Source organism: Micromonospora sp. NPDC047762 (assembly GCF_043204655.1).
Taxonomy (GTDB): domain Bacteria; phylum Actinomycetota; class Actinomycetes; order Mycobacteriales; family Micromonosporaceae; genus Micromonospora.
This window is the reverse complement of record NZ_JBIDCQ010000002.1, coordinates 1-23,593: the sequence shown is the minus strand read 5'-3', so window position 1 is coordinate 23,593 and position 23,593 is coordinate 1. Positions and strand designations below refer to the sequence as shown.

The 23,593-nt window shown below is 70.4% G+C and carries 15 protein-coding genes and 2 rRNA genes; 7 read left to right on the top strand and 10 right to left on the bottom strand.

What is annotated here, in order from left to right:
• Nucleotide 1: 1 nt before the first annotated feature.
• Nucleotides 2-982: a DMT family transporter gene (locus ACGF3C_RS05585; RefSeq protein ID WP_393219155.1), complete on the bottom strand. Its 981-nt coding sequence runs from the start codon at nucleotides 980-982 to the stop codon at nucleotides 2-4.
• Nucleotides 983-1,113: 131 nt separating this feature from the next.
• Here ACGF3C_RS05585 and ACGF3C_RS05580 point away from each other — a divergent pair, with 131 nt between their 5' ends.
• Nucleotides 1,114-2,784, top strand: a complete 1,671-nt coding sequence (locus ACGF3C_RS05580; protein WP_393219152.1) for a DUF885 domain-containing protein — start codon at nucleotides 1,114-1,116, stop codon at nucleotides 2,782-2,784.
• Nucleotides 2,785-2,855: 71 nt separating this feature from the next.
• Here the strand turns inward: ACGF3C_RS05580 and ACGF3C_RS05575 are convergent, their stop codons facing one another.
• Together ACGF3C_RS05575 and ACGF3C_RS05570 are read right to left on the bottom strand one after the other, a co-directional pair.
• A complete protein-coding gene (locus tag ACGF3C_RS05575) occupies nucleotides 2,856-4,400 on the bottom strand; it encodes a DUF6114 domain-containing protein (protein ID WP_393219149.1) in 1,545 nt (514 codons plus the stop codon).
• 75 nt (nucleotides 4,401-4,475) lie between these two features.
• Nucleotides 4,476-5,090, bottom strand: a complete 615-nt coding sequence (locus ACGF3C_RS05570) for a DUF6230 family protein (RefSeq protein ID WP_393219146.1) — start codon at nucleotides 5,088-5,090, stop codon at nucleotides 4,476-4,478.
• A gap of 399 nt (nucleotides 5,091-5,489) precedes the next feature.
• Here ACGF3C_RS05570 and ACGF3C_RS05565 point away from each other — a divergent pair, with 399 nt between their 5' ends.
• Nucleotides 5,490-6,230 (top strand): class I SAM-dependent methyltransferase, encoded by a 741-nt coding sequence (locus ACGF3C_RS05565; RefSeq protein WP_357233344.1) that lies wholly within the window; start codon nucleotides 5,490-5,492, stop codon nucleotides 6,228-6,230.
• A gap of 76 nt (nucleotides 6,231-6,306) precedes the next feature.
• Here the strand turns inward: ACGF3C_RS05565 and ACGF3C_RS05560 are convergent, their stop codons facing one another.
• On the bottom strand, nucleotides 6,307-7,512 hold the full coding sequence (locus ACGF3C_RS05560; RefSeq protein WP_393219142.1) for a DUF3068 domain-containing protein: 1,206 nt from the start codon (nucleotides 7,510-7,512) through the stop codon (nucleotides 6,307-6,309).
• A 111-nt stretch (nucleotides 7,513-7,623) separates the two neighbouring features.
• Here ACGF3C_RS05560 and ACGF3C_RS05555 point away from each other — a divergent pair, with 111 nt between their 5' ends.
• Nucleotides 7,624-8,880, top strand: a complete 1,257-nt coding sequence (locus ACGF3C_RS05555) for an acyltransferase family protein (RefSeq protein WP_393219139.1) — start codon at nucleotides 7,624-7,626, stop codon at nucleotides 8,878-8,880.
• Between the two features lie 116 nt (nucleotides 8,881-8,996).
• On the top strand, nucleotides 8,997-10,175 hold the full coding sequence (locus ACGF3C_RS05550; protein WP_393220710.1) for a glycosyltransferase family 4 protein: 1,179 nt from the start codon (nucleotides 8,997-8,999) through the stop codon (nucleotides 10,173-10,175).
• On the opposite strand, the gene ACGF3C_RS05545 is transcribed toward ACGF3C_RS05550, so the two are convergent.
• The 3 genes from ACGF3C_RS05545 to ACGF3C_RS05535 are packed head-to-tail and all read right to left on the bottom strand — an operon-like array spanning nucleotide 10,160 to nucleotide 13,977.
• Entirely contained in the window at nucleotides 10,160-10,354 is a 195-nt protein-coding gene (locus ACGF3C_RS05545) for a hypothetical protein (protein ID WP_124858362.1), read from the bottom strand. The genes ACGF3C_RS05550 and ACGF3C_RS05545 overlap by 16 nt on opposite strands.
• 35 nt (nucleotides 10,355-10,389) lie before the next feature.
• Nucleotides 10,390-12,099: a hypothetical protein gene (locus ACGF3C_RS05540; protein ID WP_357229807.1), complete on the bottom strand. Its 1,710-nt coding sequence runs from the start codon at nucleotides 12,097-12,099 to the stop codon at nucleotides 10,390-10,392.
• Nucleotides 12,100-13,977 carry a hypothetical protein gene (locus ACGF3C_RS05535; RefSeq protein WP_393220707.1) on the bottom strand — a complete coding sequence of 626 codons (1,878 nt, stop codon included), beginning with the start codon at nucleotides 13,975-13,977 and terminating at the stop codon, nucleotides 12,100-12,102.
• A 167-nt stretch (nucleotides 13,978-14,144) separates the two neighbouring features.
• On the opposite strand from ACGF3C_RS05535, the gene ACGF3C_RS05530 reads away from it, so the two are divergent.
• Complete coding sequence (locus ACGF3C_RS05530; protein WP_393219134.1) at nucleotides 14,145-18,521, top strand: alpha-(1->3)-arabinofuranosyltransferase; 4,377 nt, start codon at nucleotides 14,145-14,147, stop codon at nucleotides 18,519-18,521.
• A complete protein-coding gene (locus tag ACGF3C_RS05525) occupies nucleotides 18,518-19,885 on the top strand; it encodes a lipopolysaccharide biosynthesis protein (protein ID WP_393219131.1) in 1,368 nt (455 codons plus the stop codon). Before ACGF3C_RS05530 ends, ACGF3C_RS05525 begins: the two co-directional genes overlap by 4 nt.
• Here the strand turns inward: ACGF3C_RS05525 and nudC are convergent.
• Complete coding sequence (nudC, locus tag ACGF3C_RS05520) at nucleotides 19,782-20,699, bottom strand: NAD(+) diphosphatase (protein ID WP_393219128.1); 918 nt, start codon at nucleotides 20,697-20,699, stop codon at nucleotides 19,782-19,784. The two genes, ACGF3C_RS05525 and nudC, sit on opposite strands and share 104 nt — an antisense overlap.
• 182 nt (nucleotides 20,700-20,881) lie before the next feature.
• On the opposite strand from nudC, the gene ACGF3C_RS05515 reads away from it, so the two are divergent.
• Nucleotides 20,882-22,699: a VanW family protein gene (locus ACGF3C_RS05515; RefSeq protein WP_393219125.1), complete on the top strand. Its 1,818-nt coding sequence runs from the start codon at nucleotides 20,882-20,884 to the stop codon at nucleotides 22,697-22,699.
• Nucleotides 22,700-23,186: 487 nt separating this feature from the next.
• On the opposite strand, the gene rrf is transcribed toward ACGF3C_RS05515, so the two are convergent.
• Both rrf and ACGF3C_RS05505 read right to left on the bottom strand, forming a co-directional pair.
• Nucleotides 23,187-23,303, bottom strand: a 5S ribosomal RNA gene (rrf, locus tag ACGF3C_RS05510).
• A gap of 85 nt (nucleotides 23,304-23,388) precedes the next feature.
• A 23S ribosomal RNA gene (locus tag ACGF3C_RS05505) occupies nucleotides 23,389-23,593 on the bottom strand; the annotation flags it as partial.

Here is a 23,593-nt window from a genome sequence, read left to right as displayed (position 1 = left end):
GTCAGCTGCGGGCGGGCTCGGCGGCGGGCGTGGCGGGAGCGCCGACGCCGACCACCGGGCTGCTCCGCCGACGACTGAACATCCCCTGCGAGACCGCGACCCCGAGCAGCACGATCAGCGCGCCGACCGGCTGGTGCCAGTTGAGTCGTTCGTCGAGCGCCAGCGCACCGATCAGCACCGCGAAGATCGGGACCAGGTACGTGACAGTGGACGCGGTGCTCGCGCCGGCCAGCCGGATGTTGCGCATGTTGATCACGAACGCGAGCCCGGTGCCGAGCGCGCCGAGGGTCAGCACACTTGCCACCACCCCCGCCGACAGCTCGGTGGGCAGTGGCGGCAGGCCGGCGACGAAGGGAGCGACGATGGCCAGCTGTGCGGCCGCGAGCAGCAGTTGCGCGGTGGAGAGCGACAGGCCTGAGTACGCGCTGTCGGCGACGAACCGCTTCTGGTACGGGATGGCCACGCCGTAGCAGGCCGCCGCACCGAAGCACATGAGCTGCCCCGTGAAGTGCGCCCCGCCGATGCCCTCCCAGACCCCAAGCACCACCAGCACCCCGACGAAGCCCAACCCGAGCCCGACCGCACGGCGCACCGTGAGCCGCTCGGTGCGGAAGACCAGCACCGCAAGCGGCAGCACGATCAACGGCGTGGTGGCGTTCCAGATGCCGGCCAGCATCGACTCGACCCGCTGCTCGCCGTAGCCGAAGAGGGTGAACGGCACGGCCACGCCGAAGGCGGCGACGACGGTCAGGTGCGCCCAGACCCGGGGCTCGTGGGGCAGCCGGTCGCGCAGCACGGCGAGGACCACCAGCAGGGTCAACGCGCCGGCGACGACCCGGTAGAGGGTGAGTTGGACCGGGTGCAGCTCGGCCACCCCGACCTTGATGAAGAGAAAGCTGGAACCCCAGATCGCGGCGAGGGCGACAAAGCCGGGCAGCCAGGCGCGCAGCGGCGCTTTGTCAGGAGTGGTATCGGTGGTCACCCCTGACACTCTGCCGCAACCGAACGACAAAGTCGCGCGCCTTTCGGCAGTCACGCCGTGCCTGAACCCGCAGCTCCAACACGACAAACGTCGGCGACACGGGGGGTGGGGTGGTCACGTAGGGTCGCAGCGTGGGACGAATTGATGAACTCGCCAACCGCTACGTGGCCGAGTGGGCGCCGTTGAGCCCCACCGGAGCGACCTTCGTCGGCATCGCCGGCCATGACGACCAGCTCGACGACCTCTCGCCCGACGGCTACGGTGCGCGCGCGGACCTCACCCGCCGGACCCTGGCCGAGCTGGAGGTGACCGAGCCGGAGAACGAATCGGAACGGACCGCCAAGGAGGCCATGCAGGAGCGGCTCGGCCTGGACCTTGCCAGGTACGACGCCGGTGAGGTCACCAGCGAGGTCAGCGTGATCACCAGCGGGCTGCACGAGATCCGCATGGTGTTCGACCTGATGCCCACCGCGACCAGCGACGAGAAGGCCAACATCGCCGCCCGGCTCAACGGCTTCGGTGCCGCGCTGGAGGGCTACAAGACCACGCTGCGGGAAGCGCTCGCCGCCGGTGAGGTCAGCTCGAAGGTGCAGTTGGTCGAGGTGGCCAAGCAGTGCGACATCTGGGTCGACCCGACCGGTGACAACTTCTTCCACGGGCTGGTCGAGCGGCTCGGGGCGGAGGGCACGCTCGGGGCGGAACTGCGCCGGGGTGCGGCGGCGGCGACCGCGGCGACCGCCGAGTTCGGCCAGTTCCTGCGTACCGAGATGGCCCCGCACGGGCGGGACAAGCAGGCCGCCGGTCGCGAGCGCTACGAGCTCGCCTCGCAGTACTTCCTCGGCGCCAAGGTCGACCTGGACGAGACGTACGCCTGGGGCTTCGCCGAGCTGGCCCGCCTGGAGGCGGAGATGCGGGTCGTGGCGGGGCGCATCGCCGGCTCCGGTGCCACCGTCGACGAGGCCGTGACCAAGTTGGACGCCGACCCGGCCCGGACCATCCAGGGCAAGGAGGCATTCCGGGACTGGATGCAGGCACTGGCCGACAAGGCGATCACCGAGCTGCACGGCACCCACTTCGACATCCCCGAGCAGGTCCGCCGCATCGAGTGCTGCCTCGCCCCGACCAGCGACGGTGCCATCTACTACACCGGCCCGAGCGAGGACTTCTCCCGCCCGGGTCGGATGTGGTGGGCGGTGCCGCAGGGCATCAGCAACTTCTCCACCTGGCGAGAGGTGACAACGGTCTACCACGAGGGCGTGCCGGGTCACCATCTCCAGGTGGCGCAGACCGCCGTCCGGGCCGACCTGCTCAACCGTTGGCAGCGGCTGCTCTGCTGGGTCTCCGGGCACGGTGAGGGCTGGGCGCTCTACTCGGAGCGGCTGATGGACGAGTTGGGCTACCTGGAGGATCCGGGCGACAAGCTGGGCATGCTCGACGGCCAGGCGATGCGTGCGGCACGGGTCATCGTGGACATCGGCATGCACCTGGAGCTGGAGATCCCGAAGGACAATCCGTTCGGTTTCCACCCGGGCGAGCGGTGGACGCCCGAGCTGGGCTGGGAGTTCATGCGGGCGCACTGCCGGGTTCCGGACGAGAACCTGCGCTTCGAGCTGAACCGTTACCTGGGTTGGCCGGGGCAGGCGCCGTCGTACAAGGTGGGTGAGCGGATCTGGCTCCAGGCCCGCGAGGACGCCAAGGCCCGCAAGGGCGCCGATTTCGACCTGCGGGAGTTCCACCGGCAGGCGTTGGACCTGGGTGCCCTGGGTCTCGACCCGCTGCGTCGGGCGCTGGCCCGGCTCTGAGCCGCTGATGGCTCAGGGTGCTGGCGGCTCGGCGTACCGCCAGCACCCGGAGCCATCGGGGCGGGTGTTGTTCAGCCGAGGGCCAGCGCCAACGACGGCCGGGCGGTCAGCGTGTCACTGGTGACGTACGCCAGATCCATCACCGGGTCGGTGAACGTGATCGAGATCGGCAGGGTGACCGGGATCCCGTCCGGCAACGGCAGGTCCGGGGTCAGGGTGAGCTTGATGCCGAGCAGCTTGCCGACGAACCGGGTGGAGTAGAAGGCCACGTCACCGCGGACGGTCAGCCGGTCGGTCTTGTATCGCTGGGTGCGACCGTCGGGGCCGTCGGCGACCAGCAGGAAGTCGTCGGTCACCGCCTCCCGCATGCTGAACTTCAGCACCTTGAGGCTGCCCTTCTCGGTCTGCAGCTCGGTGGTCCCGTCGAACCTCAGCCCGGTCATGGTGACCTTGGAGCCGGTGAGCTTGGACGGCATCTGGCCCACCATTGGCAGATTCGGGTCGGCCGCGATGCGGGGCAGCGGCTTGCCCGGCTCCGCTTTGTCTGGCTTGTCGGGTGTCGTGGCCCCGGGCTTGCCTGACCCGCCCGGGTTCGGTGACGGGCAGGCCGTGGACCCGGGACGGGCTGTCGGCGTGACTGTGGGCTTCGCCGACGGGCTGGCGGTCGGGGTAGCCGACGGCGTCGCGGTCTTCTCGTTGCGTCCACCGGTGAACAGGTCCCCGATCTCGTCCAGGATGTCGGTGATGATGTTGCCGTCCCGCTCCGGGCTGGCGCTCGGTGTCGGGGTCGGCGTCCTGGTGGTGGGAGTGGTGGGCGACGGCGTGCTGGACCGGGACGGGGTCGGGCAGGCGGTCGCGGCGGGTCGGGTCGGTGCGGCCTGCACCGCTCTGGGCTGGGTGGCCAGGCCGGCCGCGGCGAGGCCCAGCACCAGCAGTGCGACTCCGAACACCCGAGGATCAGCAGAACGTCCCGGCCACTCGGGGGGTGCGCCCGCGTCGGTCGGCGGGCGGTCCATCAGTTCGCCGGACGCGTCGGCCTGCACGCCTCCGATCCGCTCCGTGTCGAGCCGCTCGGCTCCGCGTTGCTCGGCGCCAGGCTGATCCGCCTCGGCCTGATCCGCATCGACCTGTTCGGCGTCGACCTGTTCGGCGTCGGACAGGTCGGCGTCGGACAGGTCGGCGTCGGGAAGTTCGGCGTCGGACAGGTCGGCAGCGGCTGGCGCGGGTCGGATCGGGGTCCAGGCGAAGGCGAGCGCGCTGCCGACGATGCCGAGCAGCAGACCGACGAAGAAGCCGCCCAGGTTGAGCCCGATCAGCGAATAGACCGATGTGACCGCCGCGACGACCGAGTAGAACAGCCGCTGCGCCGGGCTCAACCAGAGCAGCAGGGCGCAGGTCACCAGGATGACCGGGATCAGGAGCGAGAGCAGGCCGGTGGCTCCGCTGTGGAAGCTCAGGCCGTTGATCGTCATCCGGGTGGAGGCGAACATCGCCACCCCGGCCAGGGCGATGAAGAGACCACCCCAGAACGGTCGGCTCCGCTGCCAGCGGCGGAAGGTCTGCCACGCCTGGGCCGTACCGCCGGGCCGGGCGTGGGACGCGTTGGCGGTTGTCACGTACTCCTCCTGGCGGAGCGGGACGGGGACAGGGGCCGGGGCCCGCGGTGGTCGTCCAGCGCGGACCCAGTCACCTCAGAAGCACTCCTTGCCCTTGGCGTCATCGCCCACGTTGACCTTCAACCGAAGGCCGACCAGGTTGAAGGTGGCCGCCGTGGTGTAGCGGGACACCTGCTGCAGGTTCGTGATGGTGACGTGGTCGGAGTTCTGGCCGAACGAACCCTTCTGCGCCGTGGCATTCAGGTCCGTCGCGTCCCGGCCAATCTTGATGTTGGTGAACGTCGCGTTGCCGTCGAGCGAGTCCATGGCGATCAGCAGGTCCTTGGCCCGGGCAGGCTCCTTGCCCTCACCGGCGTTGATGGTGAGCACCACCGGCAGGCCGGGCAGGTCGGAGCGGATGGACTGGCAGAGGTTGTAGAGCTCCGCGCTGCTGATCTCGGCGACGGCGATCGGGTGGGTCTTGCCGTTCTCACCCTTCTCGCGGACGACACCGCCGTACTGCTTGAAGCCGTCGCCCTCAAGGCGGGTCGCGCCGATCTTGAACGTCTGTCCGGACACGGTGACGTCGGACGCGATGGCGCCGGTCGACATGCCGAACAGGATGGCGCCGACGGCGGCGGTGGCGGGGACCGCCATGGCGGCGAACCGCCGCCACCGGGTACGACCCTGATCCTCAAACCGATCCTGCACGGGTTCCTCCTCAGGTGGCCGGTCCGGACTGGCGGCCCCGCAGCGGGCCCGTCATGTGTTACCGGCGGGTAACGATCGAGCCTGATCGTGCACCCGTTGCGGCGCAGCTCACAACCCCCTGACCATCCGGCGGTAACACGAGGGCGACCCAACAGCAGGCCGACGTCACGAATCGTGGAAGTACCTGTGTGGACAGAAGCCTCGCCATGCGACAAATACGTCACAACCCTGCTCCCCGACAGCGGAGAGTGGCAGGGCATCGACGAATTACAATTATGTAACGGATGTAAAGTGCGCAGGTCGCGGAGAGCCGTTCGGCTCCTCCTCCCGTCCGAACATCCAGGCGATCCCGGAGACAGCAGGACCCCACCGAACGGCCCGAGGTCCTAGGGTTTCGGCGTGCATCTGAACGACGTGCGACGCCACTGGACCAAGCTCGGAGCTGAAGATCCACTCTGGGCCGTACTCGTTGAGCCCGGAAAACGCGGCGGACGGTGGGACGTCGGGGAGTTCCTGGCCACCGGCCGCACCGACGTCGAGGAGACGACCGGCCAACTTCGCCAACTCGGCCTGCCCACCCGTTGGGAGCGGGTGCTCGACTTCGGCTGCGGCGTCGGGCGACTGTCGCAGGCACTCGCACCACACGCGGACGAGGTCGTCGGTGTGGACATCGCCCCGACCATGCTGGAAACCGCCCGGCGACTTAACCGGAGCGCCGAGAACATCCGGTTCGTCCTCAACGACGCACCGGACCTGAGCCAGTTTCCCGACGGTCACTTCGACCTGGTCTACAGCGCTCTGGTGTTGCAACATCTGCCGCGCCCCGCGATCGATCACTATCTGGCCGAGTTCCTGCGCGTGTTGCGGCCGGGCGGCACCGCCGTCATCGGGTTGCCAACCGAGCGGGGGCGTACGGCCAGGGGCATCGTCTGGCATCTGGCACCGTCCCGCCTGATCAGCTGGGCACAGCGCCACCTGCTCAATTACCCGGCGCCGATGAAGATGACGGTCGTCCCGCACACCGACATGGTGCGGCTCATGGCCGCACACGACGGGGACATCGTCGGGCAGTGGCGCGATCTGCTGTACAGCGAGGACTGGGTCTGCACGCGGTACGCCGTGCGCCGCGCAGGGCATTAGAGGCAGGTGCCGCTCCACGACCGGGGGGTGGACCGCATCGCGGCCCACCCCCCGGTCGTGCTTCCTGTCGTACCCGTCAGCGCTGCTCCACCTCGCCGTGCGCCGGGCGCTGGGTCGGCACCGTCGGGTCCTCAGACTTCCAGTTCGTCGACGCCGGCGGGATCTCGTCGGTCAGTGGACCTGCTGCGGGCTCGGTCCTGGGCTGCTCGGCGGTGTCCGCGTCGCGTACCGGTTCCTGGTCCACCCGCGTGCGAGTCGGGTCGGTGCCGGGTGCCACAGCCGGGTCGGCGCGGTGCCGGGCAGCACCGTCGTTGGTCCGCGTCACCAGCCATACGCCGACGACGAGGGCGATCAGACCAAGGACGCCGGCGGCGATCGGGCCCCAGAAACTGATCAGGCCGATCTTGAAGCGGTTGTCCTTGGCCGTCTCGACACTGCGAGTGACAGTGTCGTCGTTGTAGTTGAAGTCCGCGTCCAGCAGCACCGTGGCGGCGCCGGTGTCGGGGCGCAACTCCTTGTTCTGCTGTTCCCGGACCTTCACGTAGGAGCCCGTCACCGGGTCGATCCAGAGCGTACGGGTGTTGCTGTAGACGATCTGACCGCTGGTGGCGCCGGGGGCGAACCTGCCGAGCAGCGGCTTGAGGCTCGCCTCCGGGGTGTTCAGCACCTCGTTCTCGATCCGCTGCTCGAAGCGGTACGCCTCGATGCCCTTGATCTTTTCCGTGCCGACGAACTTCGCCGGGACGGCCCGCTTCAGGTCACGGTCGAAAACCTGGTAGGCCCGCTTGTCGGTGCCGAACGGGAACTTGTAGATCTGGCCGGAGTAACTCACGTTCCCGACCGGAGTCTGCTCCGCGCCGCTCTCGTTGAGCCACTGCTCCTTCCACGGGGCAGCCGCGCCGGAGATCCGGTCGAGGGCCAGCTCGGTGCTGTACTGGCTGACCACATCCGGGGTGTCGGCACGCCGGACCGTCTGGTAGACGTCCCAGATCACCGCGTCGCCCTTGAGCTCCTCGGGTAGCCGGTCCCTCGTGTCGTCCGGCTGAGGAATGACCTCGACGCTGGAGACGAGGTCACCTTGCAGAACCTCGATGCTCACCGACTCGCCGACACGAGTGATCTTCAGGAACTTGGCGTTCTTCGCCTCCGCGACGGACGTCGTTGGTTCAAGATCATAAGGGAGCTTGGTCACGGAGGGGGCCACGTAAAACGGCAGCCCAGCCGCGAAGACCAGCAACAAAACACCGAGCCCGAAGAGCGCGGCGCCCACGCGAAGCTTCACTCATCCTCCTGTAGCCTGCCGCCCTACGACCTGTTGTCCGGGGCACCCGATCCTTAACATGGCGGGAGGTTACTCTCCGGTCACCTTCAAAGCGACCCCCTGGATGTCCAGATGTCCACAGCCGCCGCGCCAACAGTTCCGCAGACTTCGGTAACCGACCGACTCCCCGCCCTCGACGCGCTGCGAGCAATTGGCGCCGTGGCGGTTGTCGGTCACCACGTCGGGTTCCAGACCGCCGCCACCATGAACACCACGTGGGGCGGATGGCTGGCCCGGCTCGACGTCGGCGTTGCCATCTTCTTCGTGCTCTCCGGATTCCTGCTGTTCCGACCGTGGGCACTGAGCGCCGCAACGGGACAGGCCCGACCACGCGCCGGGCGGTACCTCTGGCGGCGGGCCCTACGAATCCTGCCGGCCTACTGGCTGGCGGTGCTGGTCTGCCTGATCGTCCTACCGCAGAATCAGCCAGCGTCCGCCGGTGACTGGATTCGGCACCTCACCTTCACCCAGATCTACGGGCCCGGCCAGTTGCGCTCCGGGCTCACCCAGACCTGGAGCCTCGCCACCGAGGTCGCGTTCTACCTGATCCTGCCGCTGGTAGCCGTGCTCGCTGTTGGTCGGTCATGGCGTCCCGTCCGAACCGTCGTGATCGTCTGCGGGGGTTTGTTGGTGACTGCGGGATGGCTCGCACTCTTGGGGTTCGGCTGGCTCAGCAATGGCCTGCACACCATGTGGCTCCCCTCGTACGCCGCCTGGTTCAGCGCAGGGATGGCCCTGGCGGCGGCGCACGTCGCCCTGCGCACCGGGACAGCGCCCGCCGCCTTCCGCGTGCTGGACGACCTCGCCTCCGCACCGATTGCCTGCTGGGCAGCGGCGGTCGGGCTGATGGCGATCGCGACGACGCCCATCGCCGGCCCCCGCGACCTCGCCGGTCCGACAGCCGCGGAGTTCGCCGCCAAGCTGGCCCTGTACCTCGCGATCGCGACACTGATCCTGATCCCGGTGGCCTTCGGTGGGCGGACGCGGGTCAAGGAGGTCTTCGGCGCCAAGTCCGCCCGATGGCTCGGCACCGTCTCGTACGGACTGTTCCTCGGGCACCCGCTGGTCATCGAATTGATCTACCTGATCGACGACCGACCGCTCTTCACCGGCGGACTGTTCAACACCTTCGCACTCACCATGGTCTTCGGTCTGGTGTACGCCACCGTCAGCTACTACGGCGTCGAGCGGCCCCTGCAGGTGCTCGGATCGCAGCGTCGGAAGCGACCGGCCAGGCGCGGGCAGGCGTCCGGCACACCCGCCGCCGAGGTGGCCGCACCGGCCGTCGCGGCGCCGACGGTCACGCCGGCACCCACGGTCAACGCGTAGCGCCAGTCGATCAGCGCTGCCCCATCGGGGCATTGCCGGCCGGCACCCCAGCCCCTAGTGTGACGCGCGTCCCTAAATTACTTGAGAGTAGGGTTCGCGTGGAGCGTCGCTTCGGCATGCCCGGACACGTGCTGTTCCTCAACTGGCGAGACACCCGTAACCCCGAGGGTGGCGGTTCCGAGGTGTACGTGGAACGGATCGCCGCCGAGTTGGTGTCGCGCGGTTTCCGCGCCACCCTCTTCTGCGCCGCCCACAGCGAGGCACCCGGCGACGAGGTCAACGAGGCAGGCGTCCGGCTGGTGCGGCGCGGCGGCAGACACACGGTCTACCTGTGGGCGGCGCTCTGCTACCTGGCCGGCGCAGTGGGCGTGGGCCCACTGTCGAGCCGTCGGGGCGGCCGGCCCGACATCCTGGTCGACGTCTGCAACGGGTTGCCGTTCCTCTCCCCGCTGTGGACACGGCGCCCGGTGGTCAAGCTGATCCACCACGTGCATCGCGAGCAGTGGCCGGTGGTCCTTCCGCAGTGGGCCGCCCGGTTCGGCTGGTGGGTCGAGTCATCGCTCGCCGTACGCGTCTACCGGCGGTGCCGATACGTCACCGTCTCCGAGGCCACCCGTAGAGAACTGGCCGTGCTGGGCGTACCGCCGGAGCAGGTCGCCGTGGTGCACAACGGCACCCCGGCGCTGCTCCGCACCGACGCCGAGCGGGCACCGTTCCCGCTGCTCGTGACGCTGAATCGGCTGGTGCCACACAAGCGGGTCGAGGTGGCGTTGCGGGCGGTCGCGGCCCTCGCCGACGAGTTGCCCCAGCTGCGGCTGGTCGTCGCCGGCCAGGGCTGGTGGGAGTCGCACCTGCGCGAGCTCGCCGCGGAGCTGAACATCATCGAGCGGGTGGATTTCCGTGGCTTCGTGACGGAGGAGGAAAAAGCCGCTCTGCTCGCCTCGGCCTGGGTCGCCCTGACCCCGTCACTCAAGGAGGGCTGGGGCCTGACGATTGTCGAGGCGGGTTCTGCGGGCACGCCAACGGTCGCGTTCCGGGAAGCGGGTGGAGTCGCCGAAGCTGTCGTCGACGGGCGTACCGGCCTGCTGGCCGACGACATCGACGATTACCTGGCGAAGGTGCGCACACTTCTGCACGAGGACGAAATGCGGCGAGAGATGGGGGCGCAGGCCCGGGAGCACGCGGCGAGCTTCACCTGGCAGGCCGCGGGTGGGCACTTCGCGGACCTGCTGGGCGGTGTGGAGTCGCCCCGCCCGGTGCAGCAGCGGGGCGAGCCGTCCTACCTGTCGCCGTAGACCACGGGGGCGTACGGGTCCTTCTTTCCGGCACGCTTGGCCGCTTCCGAAACACTCTTGGCCTCGTTGGCCGCCTCTTTGTCGGTGGCGGTCGCGGCGGCCGAGAGCCCGCCGAGGGCCAGGATCCCCAGCAACGCCGCCACCATGCCGGAGACGACCAGGGTCAGAGCTCTACGCATGCCAATCCTCCAATGGCGAGACGTGCGAGCGGACGTTACCACGCAGTAGGGCGCCGGTGTAGTGCCGAAATGGCGGCAGCCATGACCACCAGAAGGGCAGCGCCGAGCGCCATCACGACTGCCCACGCACCAAGTCCAGGGGGGGTCGATTCCGGAGGAACAGCGGGATTTCGGTAGAGGGTGAGAGACGGTCCCTCGTGAACGGCTTCGAGATCACGAAGGGTCGCAGGGTCGACCTCGCTGGGCAGTTGGTGCTGCACCACCACCCAGCGCACGCCGGTGGCCGAGACGGGCCGCCCCTCGGCCAACACCCGGCGCACCTCGCGGAGCCGTGGATTCTCCCCGGCCACCGCGACATCGCCGACCCGCAGTGTGTCGTCGGTCAGCACCGTCCCCGGCAGATAGCGCGGCAACGGATCCAGGACGACACGTCCCGGGTTCCACGGGTAGGCCCGGTAGGCGGACAGCGGCAGCGCGAGGATCTCCCCCGGCTCGCCGGCCACCCGCTCGGCGACCACCTGCCAGTCCGCCGGATAGCTCACCGGACGGAGCCGGCCGGCACCGCCGAAGGCGAGGTCCGGCATGACGGCCACCGGCAGGAGCAGCAGGCCGACCAGAACCACCCCCGCCACCTCCCGGTCGATCCTGGCCACCAGCCGCTCGGCTCCCAACGCGGCACACGCCACCAGCAGCAGGGCGTACGGGGCCAGGAACTTCTGGCCGTCTCGAAGCAGCCCCGCACCCGGCAGATGCACCACCGCCCAGCGCAACGCGGCGGCCCCGCCGGGGAGCACCCCGAGGGCAGCGAGAAGGCAGGCGACCCCGGCGAGCACCGCCAGCCGCACCGCCGCACCCGGGGGCAGCCGACGCCGCAGCAGGCCGGCACCGACACCGGCCAGGATCAGCAGGAGCAGGGTCGCCAGTGGCACCAGCGGTGCCGCGCGACTGGAGGGGGTCGCCTGGGCGCTCCAGACGCCACCCGTACCCGCGAGCGCCACCAGCGGACCGGCCCAGTTCTCCGAACGCGCCGCGAACGCCGCCACCCCCGCCGGATCGGATGACCCGCCGGCGCCGGTGACCAGGGCCGCGGTCACCCAGGGGGCGTTGAGTAACGCGACGCCGCCCACCACGAGCGCCGACCGGCGAACGTGCGTCCGGTCCCACACCAGCAGGACCACCGTGCCCAACGCGATCAACCCGCCGGTCGGGGTGATCGCGGCGGGAGCGGCGGCGAGCACCACCCGAGCGAGCGCGCCATCACGACCCGCTCGCAGGTCCAGCGCCGCCCGGACCAACCAGGGCAGCGCGGCGTACGCGAGCAGCAGCCCCCACTGTCCGATCAGCAGCCGCTCGGCAAGGTAGGGCGTCCACGCGTACGCCACCGCGGCGAGCAACCGGACCGCGAGCCGTTCGGTCGGCACCAGACGGCCGGCGCCGACCGCGGCCAGGAGAACCGCCCCACCGAGCGCCACCCGCTGCACCGCCCAGCCCGGCACGAGCTGGGTGACCAGGGACATCAGTGCGTCCATCGGCACCGCCCGGGGCAGAGTCTGCGCCGGGGCGACGAGATCCCAAGTCAGCGGCTGCCGGGGTACGAACACCATGTCGTACAGCAGCGCGTAGCCGGGTGCCGCGAGCGGGGCCAGCACCAGCACCGTGACAGCCGCCGCAACGGCGTACAGCGGCAGCGCGTCCCGCACCCGCCGCACCGGTGGGGCCCCGACGCCGGTGGTCTGCTCAACCATTCACGATGCCGGCACCGCGCGGCCGACGGTGATCAGTTGGGTGCACGCCCTGACCCCCGAGGTGCTCACGGTGACCTCGACGGCGTCCCCAGCCCCCTCCAGCAGGAAGAACACGTCGTTCAGCCCGCGCTTCAGGGTGATCACCCGGACGGCGTCCCCGAGACGGAAGAGTGCCGTCGAGTCGCCTGAACTGACATAGCCGAAATGGATCGCGTACGGCCACTCCTCCAGGTACCCGTCCAACGGGATTCGGGCGGGCTGACCGCCCTCCGCCAGGTGCCCGCAGTCGGGCACCGTGCCGGGCACGATCTTCCGCCCCTGAACTGCGACCGGACGGATCCGGCCGAAGTCGTCGAACATGAACGGCTTCTCGGCCTCCTCCACGAACGTGGGCCGACGCTCGGCCGGGCGGAAGAAGTGCGACTGGAGATTGTCCGGCCAGAAGTAGCCGGCGATGACGCGGTCCGGGACGGTGGTTTCCAGGAAGACGGTGCCCGGCGCAGCGGCGGCAAGCTCGATCTGCGTCGTCGCGAGGTAGTCCCGTCCGTACTTGGTGCTCCAGTTGTCCCCGAAACGGGCCGTGCTCCACAGCGTGCCCACCCCGATGGTGGCCAGGACGACGATTATCGAGACCAGGCCGACCGCGAAGGCACCCGGCTCCCGCAGAACGGTCGGCACCGGCCACGCGGACACGTCCTCCTCATCGGCGTCCTTCGTCCCCAACAGGGCCGCGCCGACACAGATCGCGGCGACCAGCACCACGTCGGCGACGTACCGGGGAATGATGCCCACGAACGAGCCGAGCGGCCCACCGAGGCGGGTCACGGCGAAGAGCGCGGCGACCAGCCCGAGGTAGCACGCGAGCAGCAGCCAGGCCCGCCGGGCCGACGGGCGCCGCCGCGCCGTGACCACGATGAGAGCCCCCAGCACCGCCCAGGACAGCCACTTGGCGATGTCGTACGGGTTCACGGCCGGAGGACCGTCACCGGCGTACGCCCAACGCCAGGGGCCGCCGAGCAGACCCGGAACGACGGTTTCGCCGACCAGATCACCGAGGAATGTGAGGACCTGACCGACGGATGTGGGTTCGTCCAACTCGCGGGCGGGACGGGTCAGATAGAACGCCAGGTACGCCCCCGAGAGCGCACCGAGCACCAGCCACGCCGGCCAGTGTCGGCGGACCGTCGTCACCAGGCTGCGCCAGGCGCCGCCCGACGTGAAGAGGAAGACGGTCAGCAGGAACAGCAGCGGCACGATCAGCAGGGACTTGGTGTCGAAGAGCAGGCCGAACACCACCCACAGGACGACCGCCACGAGGTGCCGCAGCCGGCCGGTCCGCACGTACCAGACCTGGGCCGTCGCCGCCATGACCAGGGCCAACTGCATCGGCATCACGAGCAGCCCGACCAGCCACAGCGAGGAAACCTCGAGCGTCAGCGGGCTGAACACGAACAGGCACAGCGGGATGAGCAGCCCCCAGCCCGGCCGGAGCAGATGGCGCAGCAACCGGTAGACGGCGAACCCGATCGCCGCCTGGCCGACCGCCAGCAGCAGCACCCAGGGCCAGGTGACAAAGCCCGCCACCCGCACCATCGCCCACGCCACCAGCAGGCCGCCGGGCATGAGGTGGTTGTTGAAGGTACGCAGGAGGAAGTCCGCGTCCAACCGGGTGTCGAGGACCTGGGCAGCGATGACGAACTCGTCCTGCGAGAACCAGCCACGGGTGGCAAGGCCGGCGCGCCACGCGACGGACACGACGATGAGGGCGATCGCTACCGCGCGGACGCGGTCGGCACGGAACCATCGGCCGACCGGCCCCGGCCGGTCGCCATCGGACGCGACGCGTTCCGGACGCGTCTCGGCCTCAGCTTCTGGCATTGACATGGTCGGCAGCCTGCCACACGCTTACACGCCGTGGGGACGGCCGTTCTCCCGATAACGCCACCGCAGCGCCCCTGGTCGCCCGTCCGTGCCCGGTCCGGATAACGTCGCGCGACAGTCGTCGGCTGCGGGTGCGCGTCCGGCCGGTGAAGACAGGAGCCGAAATGCGTGCAGAGGTGACCAGTGGCGCCGCTCCGGCGTCCAGTCGAAGCCGGCACACGGCCCGACGGTTCCGGCACCTGGTCATCTGCATCGCGCTGACCGCCCTCGCATTCCAGCAGGCCCCGGGTCAGGTCGTCCCCGACACCAAGGTCGACCTGAGCATCAACCCGGCCGGCTGGCTGCTCCGCTCGCTGCACCTCTGGGACCCCACCGGCACGTTCGGTCAGCTACAGAACCAGGCATACGGATATCTCTGGCCGATGGGCCCGTTCTTCCTGCTCGGATCGGAGCTCGGCCTCGCGCCGTGGGTGGTCCAGCGGCTGTGGTGGGCGCTGATCTTCTGTGTCGCCTACCTGGGAGTGGTACGGCTGGCGGGCAGGCTCGGCATCGGCACGCCCGCCGGACGCATGATCGCCGGTGTCGCCTTCGCGCTGTCACCCCGCATCCTCACCCAGCTCGGCTACGCCTCGGTGGAGTCCTGGCCCAGCGCCATCGCCCCCTGGGTACTCATCCCGCTGGTGGGCCTCGCCCGCGGCACCCCCCTGCGGCGCGCCGTCGCCGGGTCGGCCGTCGCCGTCGCCTGCGCCGGTGGAGTCAACGCCACAGCCGTGGCCGCGGTAGTACCACTCGCAATGCTCTGGCTCGCCACCCTCCAACCCGTACGCCGACGCGTCACCGCCATCGCCGCCTGGTGTGGCGCGGTGGCGCTGGCCACGGCGTGGTGGTTGATTCCGCTGCTCGTTCTGGGGCGGTACAGCCCACCCTTCCTGGACTACATCGAGACCGCCCGGAACACGACCAGCGTCACCGACGCGGTCACGACGCTCCGCGGCGCCTCCTACTGGCTCGCCTACCTGGCCTCCCCGTTCGGGCCGATCCTTCCGGCCGGCGCACGACTCGCCAACGAGGCGGTGCTGGTCGCCGCCACCCTGGTGGTCGCCGCCCTCGGTGTCCTTGGGCTGTCCCGACGCGGGATGCCGCACCGCCGCTTCCTCATCACCGGTCTGGTGCTGGGCGCCGCGCTCGTCGGTCTCGGGCACGTCGGTGACCTGCCGAACATCCTCGCCGGCCCTCAGCGGGAGTTCCTCGACAGCGTCGGTGCCCCACTGCGCAACGTGCACAAGTTCGACGTTCTGCTCCGCCTGCCCCTGGCCCTGGGCATGGCGCACCTGATCGGCCTGGCCGTCCGCGCGGCACGCACCGCGCCCGAGCAGCATCGCCCCCGAACGGTCGCACGCGCCTGGCTCACCGCCGGCGTGGCCATGGTCGCCGTCACGGCGGTTGCCACGCCCGCGCTTGCCGGCGGTCTCGCCACGCCAAGCGGCGTCAAGGCGGTGCCCGGCTACTGGCATGAGGCCACCGACTGGCTCGACGCGAACACCGGACGCGGGCGGGTGCTCGTCGTACCCGGGGCGCGCTTCCCCTCGTACGACTGGGGCAACACCACCGATGAGATCGCCCAGCCGCTGCTGAACAGCCGGTGGGCGGTACGCAACGCCATCCCCTTCACCCCCCCGACCACGATCCGGCTGCTGGACGCGATCGGGTCGACACTCGCCACCGGCTCCGGCTCGACCGGGCTGGCCGACCTGCTCGCCCGGTCCGGGATCAGCCACGTCCTGTTCCGCGCCGACCTTGACCACGGCCGCTCCGACACGGCCCGCCCGGCAGTGGTCCGCCAGGCACTGGATCGCTCACCCGGGTTGACCCGCGTCACCTCCTTCGGCCCCCTGCGCGGCAAGCCCTCGTCCCCGGACGAGTTCCGCGACCAGGGGCTCGACGTGCCCGTCCGGGCGTTGGAGGTCTACCGGGTCGACCGGCAAGTCGAGCCGGTCGTCGCATACGACAGTGACGCCGTGACCACCGTGGTGGGCGGCCCCGAATCGCTCCTCGACCTCGCCGCGGCAGGGCAGCTCGGCGCGGCGCCAACGATCCTGGCGGGCGATGCGGCGGCTGCCGGCGTCGCCGGTCCGGTCGCGATGACCGACGGGCTGCGCAGGCGGGACGTGTCATTCGGCCGAGCGCGCGACAACGCCTCACAGACCCTCACCGCCGACGAAACCTTCGAGGTGACGGCACCCGCCCACGACTACCTACCCGAGTGGGGAGCGCAGCAGTCCACCGTCGCTCGTTTCGAGGGCATCAGCGCGATCCGCGCGTCGACCGCCCGCTCGCAGGTGGACTCCCCCGGCGGCGCCCGCCCCGAGCACCAGCCGTACGCGGCGATGGACGGCAATCCCGAAACCTCCTGGCAGTCCGCGCCGTACTCGCCCAGCGACCGCCAGTGGGTCGAGGTAGGCCTCGCCAACCCGACACGGGTCACCCAGGTCGAGGTCTGGTTCGACGTGAAAGCCGACGCCCTGCCCACGAAGGTGACCGTCACCGCCGGGTACGAGAGCCGCACCGTCGAACAGTTCAGCGATCACATGGTCTTCGAACTGCCCGGCGTCCACGCCACCCGCGCGGTCCAGATCACGATCGACGACGCGTACGACCTCCGCTCGCTCGGCAACAGGTCGGTCGGCATCGCCGAGATCATGATTCCCGGCATCCAGACCAGCCGTACCCTCGTCCTTCCCGCCGCACCGGCCACCGACCGGCCGGCGACCGTCGTCGTGTCGGCGGCGCCCACCACACCGGCCTGCTTCTCCGTCGACGGCCACCCGCGCTGCTCCACCGACGCCGTCCGCGGTTCCGAGGACGCCTCCACCATCGACCGGACCCTCACCCTGCCCGCGTCCGGCGCGTACGACGCCAAGCTGTGGGCGCGGCCAACGGCCGGCCCGGACCTGGACAACACTCTCGACAAGCTGGTGGCTGACGCACAGCCGCTGCGCCTCGCCGCGCAGGTCAGCGCCTCCTCAACGGCCGTTGCCGACCCGACCGGTCGGGCCGGCGCGGCGCTCGACGGGGACCCGACCACCAGTTGGTCACCGGCGGTCAGCGACGAGGCACCGATCCTGCGCCTCACGTGGCTCAAGCCGCAGACCATCACCGGGCTCCGGCTCTCCGTCGACGACGGCACAGCCGCCACCCGCCTCGGCAGTGTGCGGGTGGTCGGCGACGACGGTTTCCGAAGTAGCCTGCTCGGCGACGATGGGCTCCTTCGCCTGGACCCGCCGATGCGGACCGACGAAATCACCATCCAGTTCCTCGACAAGCCGTCCGCCACGAGCACGGACCCGTACAAGCTGCGGTTGCCGGAGAAGCTGCCCGTCGCGGTCGGCGAGGTGACCGTGCTGCCCGGAGCGTCCATCGTCAAACCGCGCCTCGACGCACCCCTGACACTGGCCTGCGGGTCGGGCCCGACGCTGCAGATCGGCGCGTCCCGGGTGACCACCACGCTCCGCGGCACACTCGGCGACCTGCTGGAACTGCGCGAAATGCCGGCCACACCGTGCGGGCGGGCCACGCCCCGACAGCTTGACCTGGGCCGCGGGGAGCATCGCCTCGTGACCACACCGAGCAAGCTCGCCTCGCCGACTCGGGTCGCCCTGGTGCCGCGGACGCCCACGCCGACCCCGGCGGCGGTCGCCGGCGCCGTCGAGGTGGGCTCCTGGGACGCCACCGAACGACGGGTACGGGTGGCCGATCACCCCGTCGACCGCGTACTCGCCGTGCGGGAGAACACCAACACCGGCTGGGAGGCGACCATCGGCGGGCGGACGCTGAAGCCGCTGGTGGTGGACGGATGGCAGCAGGGCTGGATTCTTCCCGCCGGCACCTCCGGGGAGGTGGTACTCCGCTTCGCCCCGGACACGACGTACCGGGCCGGCCTTCTGCTCGGCGGCATCCTGCTGGCGGTGGTGGTCCTCCTCGCGGTGTTGCCCGCCCGGCAGCCCACCGGGCGCACGTCGTCGACCGCCGTACCGCGGGGCCGTCGTCGGGTCACCCGATCCCTGCCGTTGTTGGCCGTCGGTGCCGCCGCGCTGGTGTTGTGGAGCGGTTTCATCGGCGGCCTGCTGGTCGCGGCGGGGTTCATGCTGGCGGTGCCCGGCCCACGCCGCCTGCCCTGGCCAGCCGACCCACGTCGGGCCAGGACGATCAGCCGGGCCGTCGAGACGTGGCTCCCCGGCGTGCTCGTCCTGCTCACCGGGTGGCTCTATCTCAATTCGACGCAACGCAACACCGACGCCCTGTTGCAACTCATGATCGTCGTTGCCCTGGGCGCTCTGTGGCTCTCCACCACCGCCCGGCGGCGGCCCGTACGCCGGGCCAGGCCGACCGCCGTGACCTCGGCCGTTGCGGCGACTGCGCTGGTCGGGGAGGGACCAGACTCAGACCTGGCCAAGCCGGACCCGACCGAATCTGACCCGACCAAACCTGACCCGGCGGGGCCGGCCGACGGGCAGCTTCCGACCTTCTCGGAGGTCACGTGAGCCCTTGGCGACCCGTCCGTCCGACGGCGACCGAGCGGACAACGCAGACGGCGCGGCCGGCGGAGACGGAGGATCCGGGCCGACGGAACAACGGTCTGGGCGCCGCGGGGATCAGCGTCACCCTGGCCGGGGTGCTGGTCAACGGCCTGGCCTACCTGGTGCCGGTCCTGGCCGCCCGACGGCTCGACCCGGCCGACCTCAGCGTGCTCGCCGCCGCCATCGGTCTGGTGGCCATCGTCGGTGTGCCCGGGCTCGGCCTGCAACTGGCCGTCGCCGTGCACTGCGCCCGGCACGGCGCATCCGACACTCGGCGGCTCACCGCTGTCACCGCCGCAGTGTGCGCGGGAACCCTCGTCGCGGCGACACCACTGCTGGTCATCGGCCTGGATCTCCCGGTCGAGATGCCCGCGCTGCTCGCGGTCACCACCGCGGCGATCGTGCTCTCCTCACGCTCCCTCGGAGAATTGCAGGGAAGCCAACGCTTCGTACGACTCGCCATCGGGATGGCGGTGCTCGCCGCCGGCCGCTACGGCGGCGTGATCGCCGGGTTGCTGCTCGGCACGGGGCCGACCGGCGCGCTGGCGGTCGGCGCGTTGACCGCGGCCCTCACCCCTGCGGTGCTGGCCCGACTCGCCCGCGAGCCGCAACGGTCGTCCACCGCCCCACGGCTGACCGTCGCTCAGGTCGTTGCCGGCTGCGGTGCGACAGTGGCGATGCTCGTCGTCTCCTACGCCGACCTGCTGCTGTCCCGGCAACTGCTGTCCCCGTCGGATTCCGGGGCGTACTCGGTCGGCACCGTCCTGAGCAAGGGGGCGCTCTGGGCACCGCAGGTAGCCGCCGTCCTCGCCCTACCGAGGCTGGCCCGCGGTGACCGGCGCAGCCGAACGGTCGCGCTCGCGGTGACAGGCGGGTGTGGCGTGGTGCTCGTCCTCGCCTCGACGCTCGCCGGGGGGCTCGCCTTCCGCCTCGCCGGTGGGCCCGACTACGACCACCTGGGCCGGTACGCGCCCCTCTTCGCGGCGGTCGGTGCGCTCTACGCGGTGGCGTTCGTGCTGCTCAACGACCGCCTCGCGGCCGGCGCGCGTTGGGCGGCGGCACCGCTGTGGCTGGGCGTGACCGGCCTGGTGGCCGTCACCGCGACCCTCCGGCCCCACACCGTCCCCGGTCTCCTCCTGGCGGCCCTGGGCACGGCCGTCGTCACCACCGCGCTGATGGCGGTGACGGCCCGTCGACCCGCCCCGGTGCCGGCGGCCGACCCGACTAGCCCTCCGCCAGCCAGTCCGTCAGCAGTCGGTGGTCGATCGAGTCCACCCGACCGAGCGGGCGACCCGAGGCCGTCCGGTCCCGCAGCTCCGCCCGGGTGAACCAGCGCGCCTCCAGCAACTCCTCGCCGTCCACACGTACCTCGTCGGAGGTGGCGGTGGCCCGGAAGCCAACCATCAGACCGGCGGGGAACGGCCACGCCTGTGACCCCTGGTAGGTCACGTCGGTGACGGTCACGCCCGCCTCCTCGCCCATCTCCCGACGGACCGCGTCCTCCAGGCTCTCGCCGATCTCGACAAAGCCGGCCAGCGTCGAGTACGCGTCCTCGGCCGCACCCGCGTGCCGGGCCAGCAGACAGCGCCCGGACCGACCGGGTGCCTCGACCAACACGATGATGGCCGGCTCGATCCGGGGGAACAGCAGACGTCCGCACTCCGTGCCGGTGCAGGTCCGCAGGTGCCCACCACCGCCGGCGACAGCCGGCGCGCCGCACGTCCCGCAGAATCGCTGCTGCCGGTGCCAGTGCAACAAACCCCTGGCGTACGCCAGAACGGCCGCGTCGCCGGGTTCGAGTCGCCCGACCAGTGCCCGCACGTCGACGGACCGCACCGCACCGGCCATCTCGACGGCGGACTGCTCGGGTAGCGCCGAGAGGTCCGCGGCGAACACGGCGGCCTCCCCGTCGAGCCCCAGGAAAACGGTCTCGCCGGCGGCGGACCGGACCAGTGCCGCGCGTTCCGCGCTGAGCCGGACCGGCCCGTGCCCGTCGACGAGACAACGGTCCCGCCACATCGGCAACAACACGGCGGTCGAGCCGGTGAGCAGCGCGCCCAACTGCGTCGGATCGGTGCGCAACGGTCCCGCCCGGTCCAGCGATCCGCCCCCGTACGCCAACACCCGCTCCGCAGTGCCCACCCGGTCACCGTGCCACGTCGATGATCGGCCGTCGGCACCGCCCCCGGGCCGATGCGACACGCCCAACGACACGCGGTAGCAGCGCCTGCTGGGCGCAGCCGACGAGGACGGCCGAGCATTCGTTACCGTAGGTGCCTCCGGGAGGGAGGACCTCCCGCGGCACCCTGGCGATCGAGGTTGCAGTGACGCTGTACGGCGAAAGCAGTCCACCCGCCGACGACCGGCCCACCGTGCAGGTCACCGCGGTCACCTGGCCGGACGGACCTGAGCCGGTCACCACAGCCGCCCCCGGCGAGCCGGACGGCGGCCCGCGCCGGCCGCGTCGGGTGCGCATGCTGCTCGCCGCGGGCATCACCGGTGGCGTCCTCGCCGCCGTGGCGGGTGCCGGCGCCTGGGCGTACGCCGGTGACGTTCCCCGTGGCACCAGCGTGCTCGGCACCGAACTGGGCGGCCGGAGCCGCGCGGACGCCGACCGGGAGTTGCGGGCGGAGCTGGACCGGCGGGCGGCAACGCTGGCCACACCACTGAAGGTCACCGTCGACGGGCGCACCGCCGAGATCAACCCCGCCGACGTTGGGCTGACCGTCGACGTGCCGGCGACCGTCGCGGCAGCCGCCGAGGCCGACGCGCACCCGGTCAGCCGGTTGGTCGGCTCCCGCACCGTCGAGCCCGTGGTGACCGTCGACGTGGACCGGTTGGACGACGCCCTCCGTAAGGTGCTCGGCGACCAGGCCCAGGGCATGACGATGCCGGCGATCACCTATCAGGGCACCACGCCGAAGGTCGTACAGCCCAAGCCCGGGCTGGCTCTGAACCCGGAGCGTTCCGCCGAGGTGGTCCGCACCGGCTGGTTGGCCGGCGCCCCGGTCACCGTTCCCCTTGTGGAAACCCACCCGGCGACCACCGCCGAGGAGTTGGACCGGATGGTCAGCGAGCTGGCGAAGCCGGCGGTCGCCGCACCGGTCACCCTGCGGACGAACAAGGGCCAGGTGACGATCCCGCCCGCCGCCATCGCGAAGAGCCTCCGGTTCGGCGCCGACAAGACCGGCAAGCTCACCCCCTCGGTGGACGTCAAGCGGCTGCGGGCGGCGCTCGGCGACAAGCTGACCGCCATCGAGGTGCCGCCGAAGGACGCCACGATGACGATCTCCGGTGGCCGGCCGACCGCCAAGGAGGGGAAAGCCGGGCAGCAGCTGGACACGGCAGCCCTCGGTCGAGACCTGCTGGCCGTGCTGCCGAAGGCCGACGGCCGCGAGGTGACCGGCGAGTTGAAGCCGACGCCGCCGCAACTCACCGGGGAGAAGCTCGCCGGGCTGGGCATCAAGGAGCGGGTGTCGACCTTCACCACCCGGTTCACCGGCGGCATGGCCTCGTCGCGCAGCCAGAACATCGCGACCATCGCGAGGAAGGTGGACGGCACTGTCGTACTGCCGGGGAAGACGTTCTCGCTCAACGGGCACACCGGCGAACGCGGCTACGCCCAGGGCTACCGGGACGCACCCGTCATCCTCGACGGCAAGCTGGTGCCGGGCGTCGGCGGCGGCACCTCGCAGTTCACCACCACGCTGTTCAACGCCACCTACTACGCGGGCCTGGAGGACGTCGAGCACAAGCCGCACTCGTACTGGTTCGACAGGTACCCGGCGGTCATCGAGTCGACGATCTTCTGGCCGAATCTGGACTTCAAGTTCCGCAACAACACCGAGTACGGCGTACTCATCGACACGTCGTACACGTCGAGCACGATCACCGTGTCGATCTGGAGCACGAAGATCTACGACAGCGTGAAGACCGAGTACGGGCCGCGCCGCAACATCACCACGCCGAAGCAGATCAACCTGACTCCCGGCCCCTCGTGCATCGAGACCAACGGCATCAACGGCTTCACCCAGGACGCCTTCCGGGTCATCAAGAAGGGCGGCGCCGTGGTCAAGCGGGAGAAGTTCACCTGGCGCTACGACGCGGAGCCCCGCTACGTCTGCGGACCGAAGACGTCCTGAGGCCCGGGGCCCGGCTGGGGTCCGGGTCAGCTCAGGTCTCGGTCAGCTTGGCGGCGTTGTCGCCGAGCTCATCGTGCTTGCCGCCCTGTGGTGGCATCGGTACAGCGCGACTCTCCTACACCCGGATCTCGGCCCGGAACCGGTGCGCCGCGGGGTGCCACATCTCCTCGAACGGACCCATGACCTCGCCACCGATACCACGGCGACGAACCCGGGACGCGAGCCACCAGAGGGTGCCCAGGACCGCCGCCAGGCAGCCCACGAACCCCAGGACGTTGACCCTTGCCCTCTGTCCCCTGACCTGACCTCACCCGCAAGATCGTGCAACATCCTGGATGTAGTGGTCTCCACACGCCCACGAAGCCACGACAATCGGGATCAAGCGTGACCCGTGGCGAGTCTGAGGGAACCCGATCACCCCTAAGAAAAGGGGGGGCGGAGACGCAGAGAAGCCCACCCCTGATGGGGTGGGCTTCTCTGGAAGATTGTCCGGCGGTGTCCTACTCTCCCACACCCTCACGAGTGCAGTACCATCGGCGCTGGAGGGCTTAGCTTCCGGGTTCGGAATGTAACCGGGCGTTTCCCCTCCGCCATGACCGCCGTAACTCTATGAACATATCAAACAACCCCGGCACCATGTCACGGGTGTTCGCTTGTTCAGAGTTGCACAGTGGACGCGTAGCAGCTTAGTAGTCAAGTCCTCGGCCTATTAGTACCGGTCAACTGAACCCGTTACCGGGCTTACATTTCCGGCCTATCAACCCAGTCGTCTAGCTGGGGGCCTTACCCCCACAAAGTGGGGTGGGATACCTCATCTTGAAGCAGGCTTCCCGCTTAGATGCTTTCAGCGGTTATCCCTTCCGAACGTAGCTAACCAGCCGTGCCCTTGGCAGG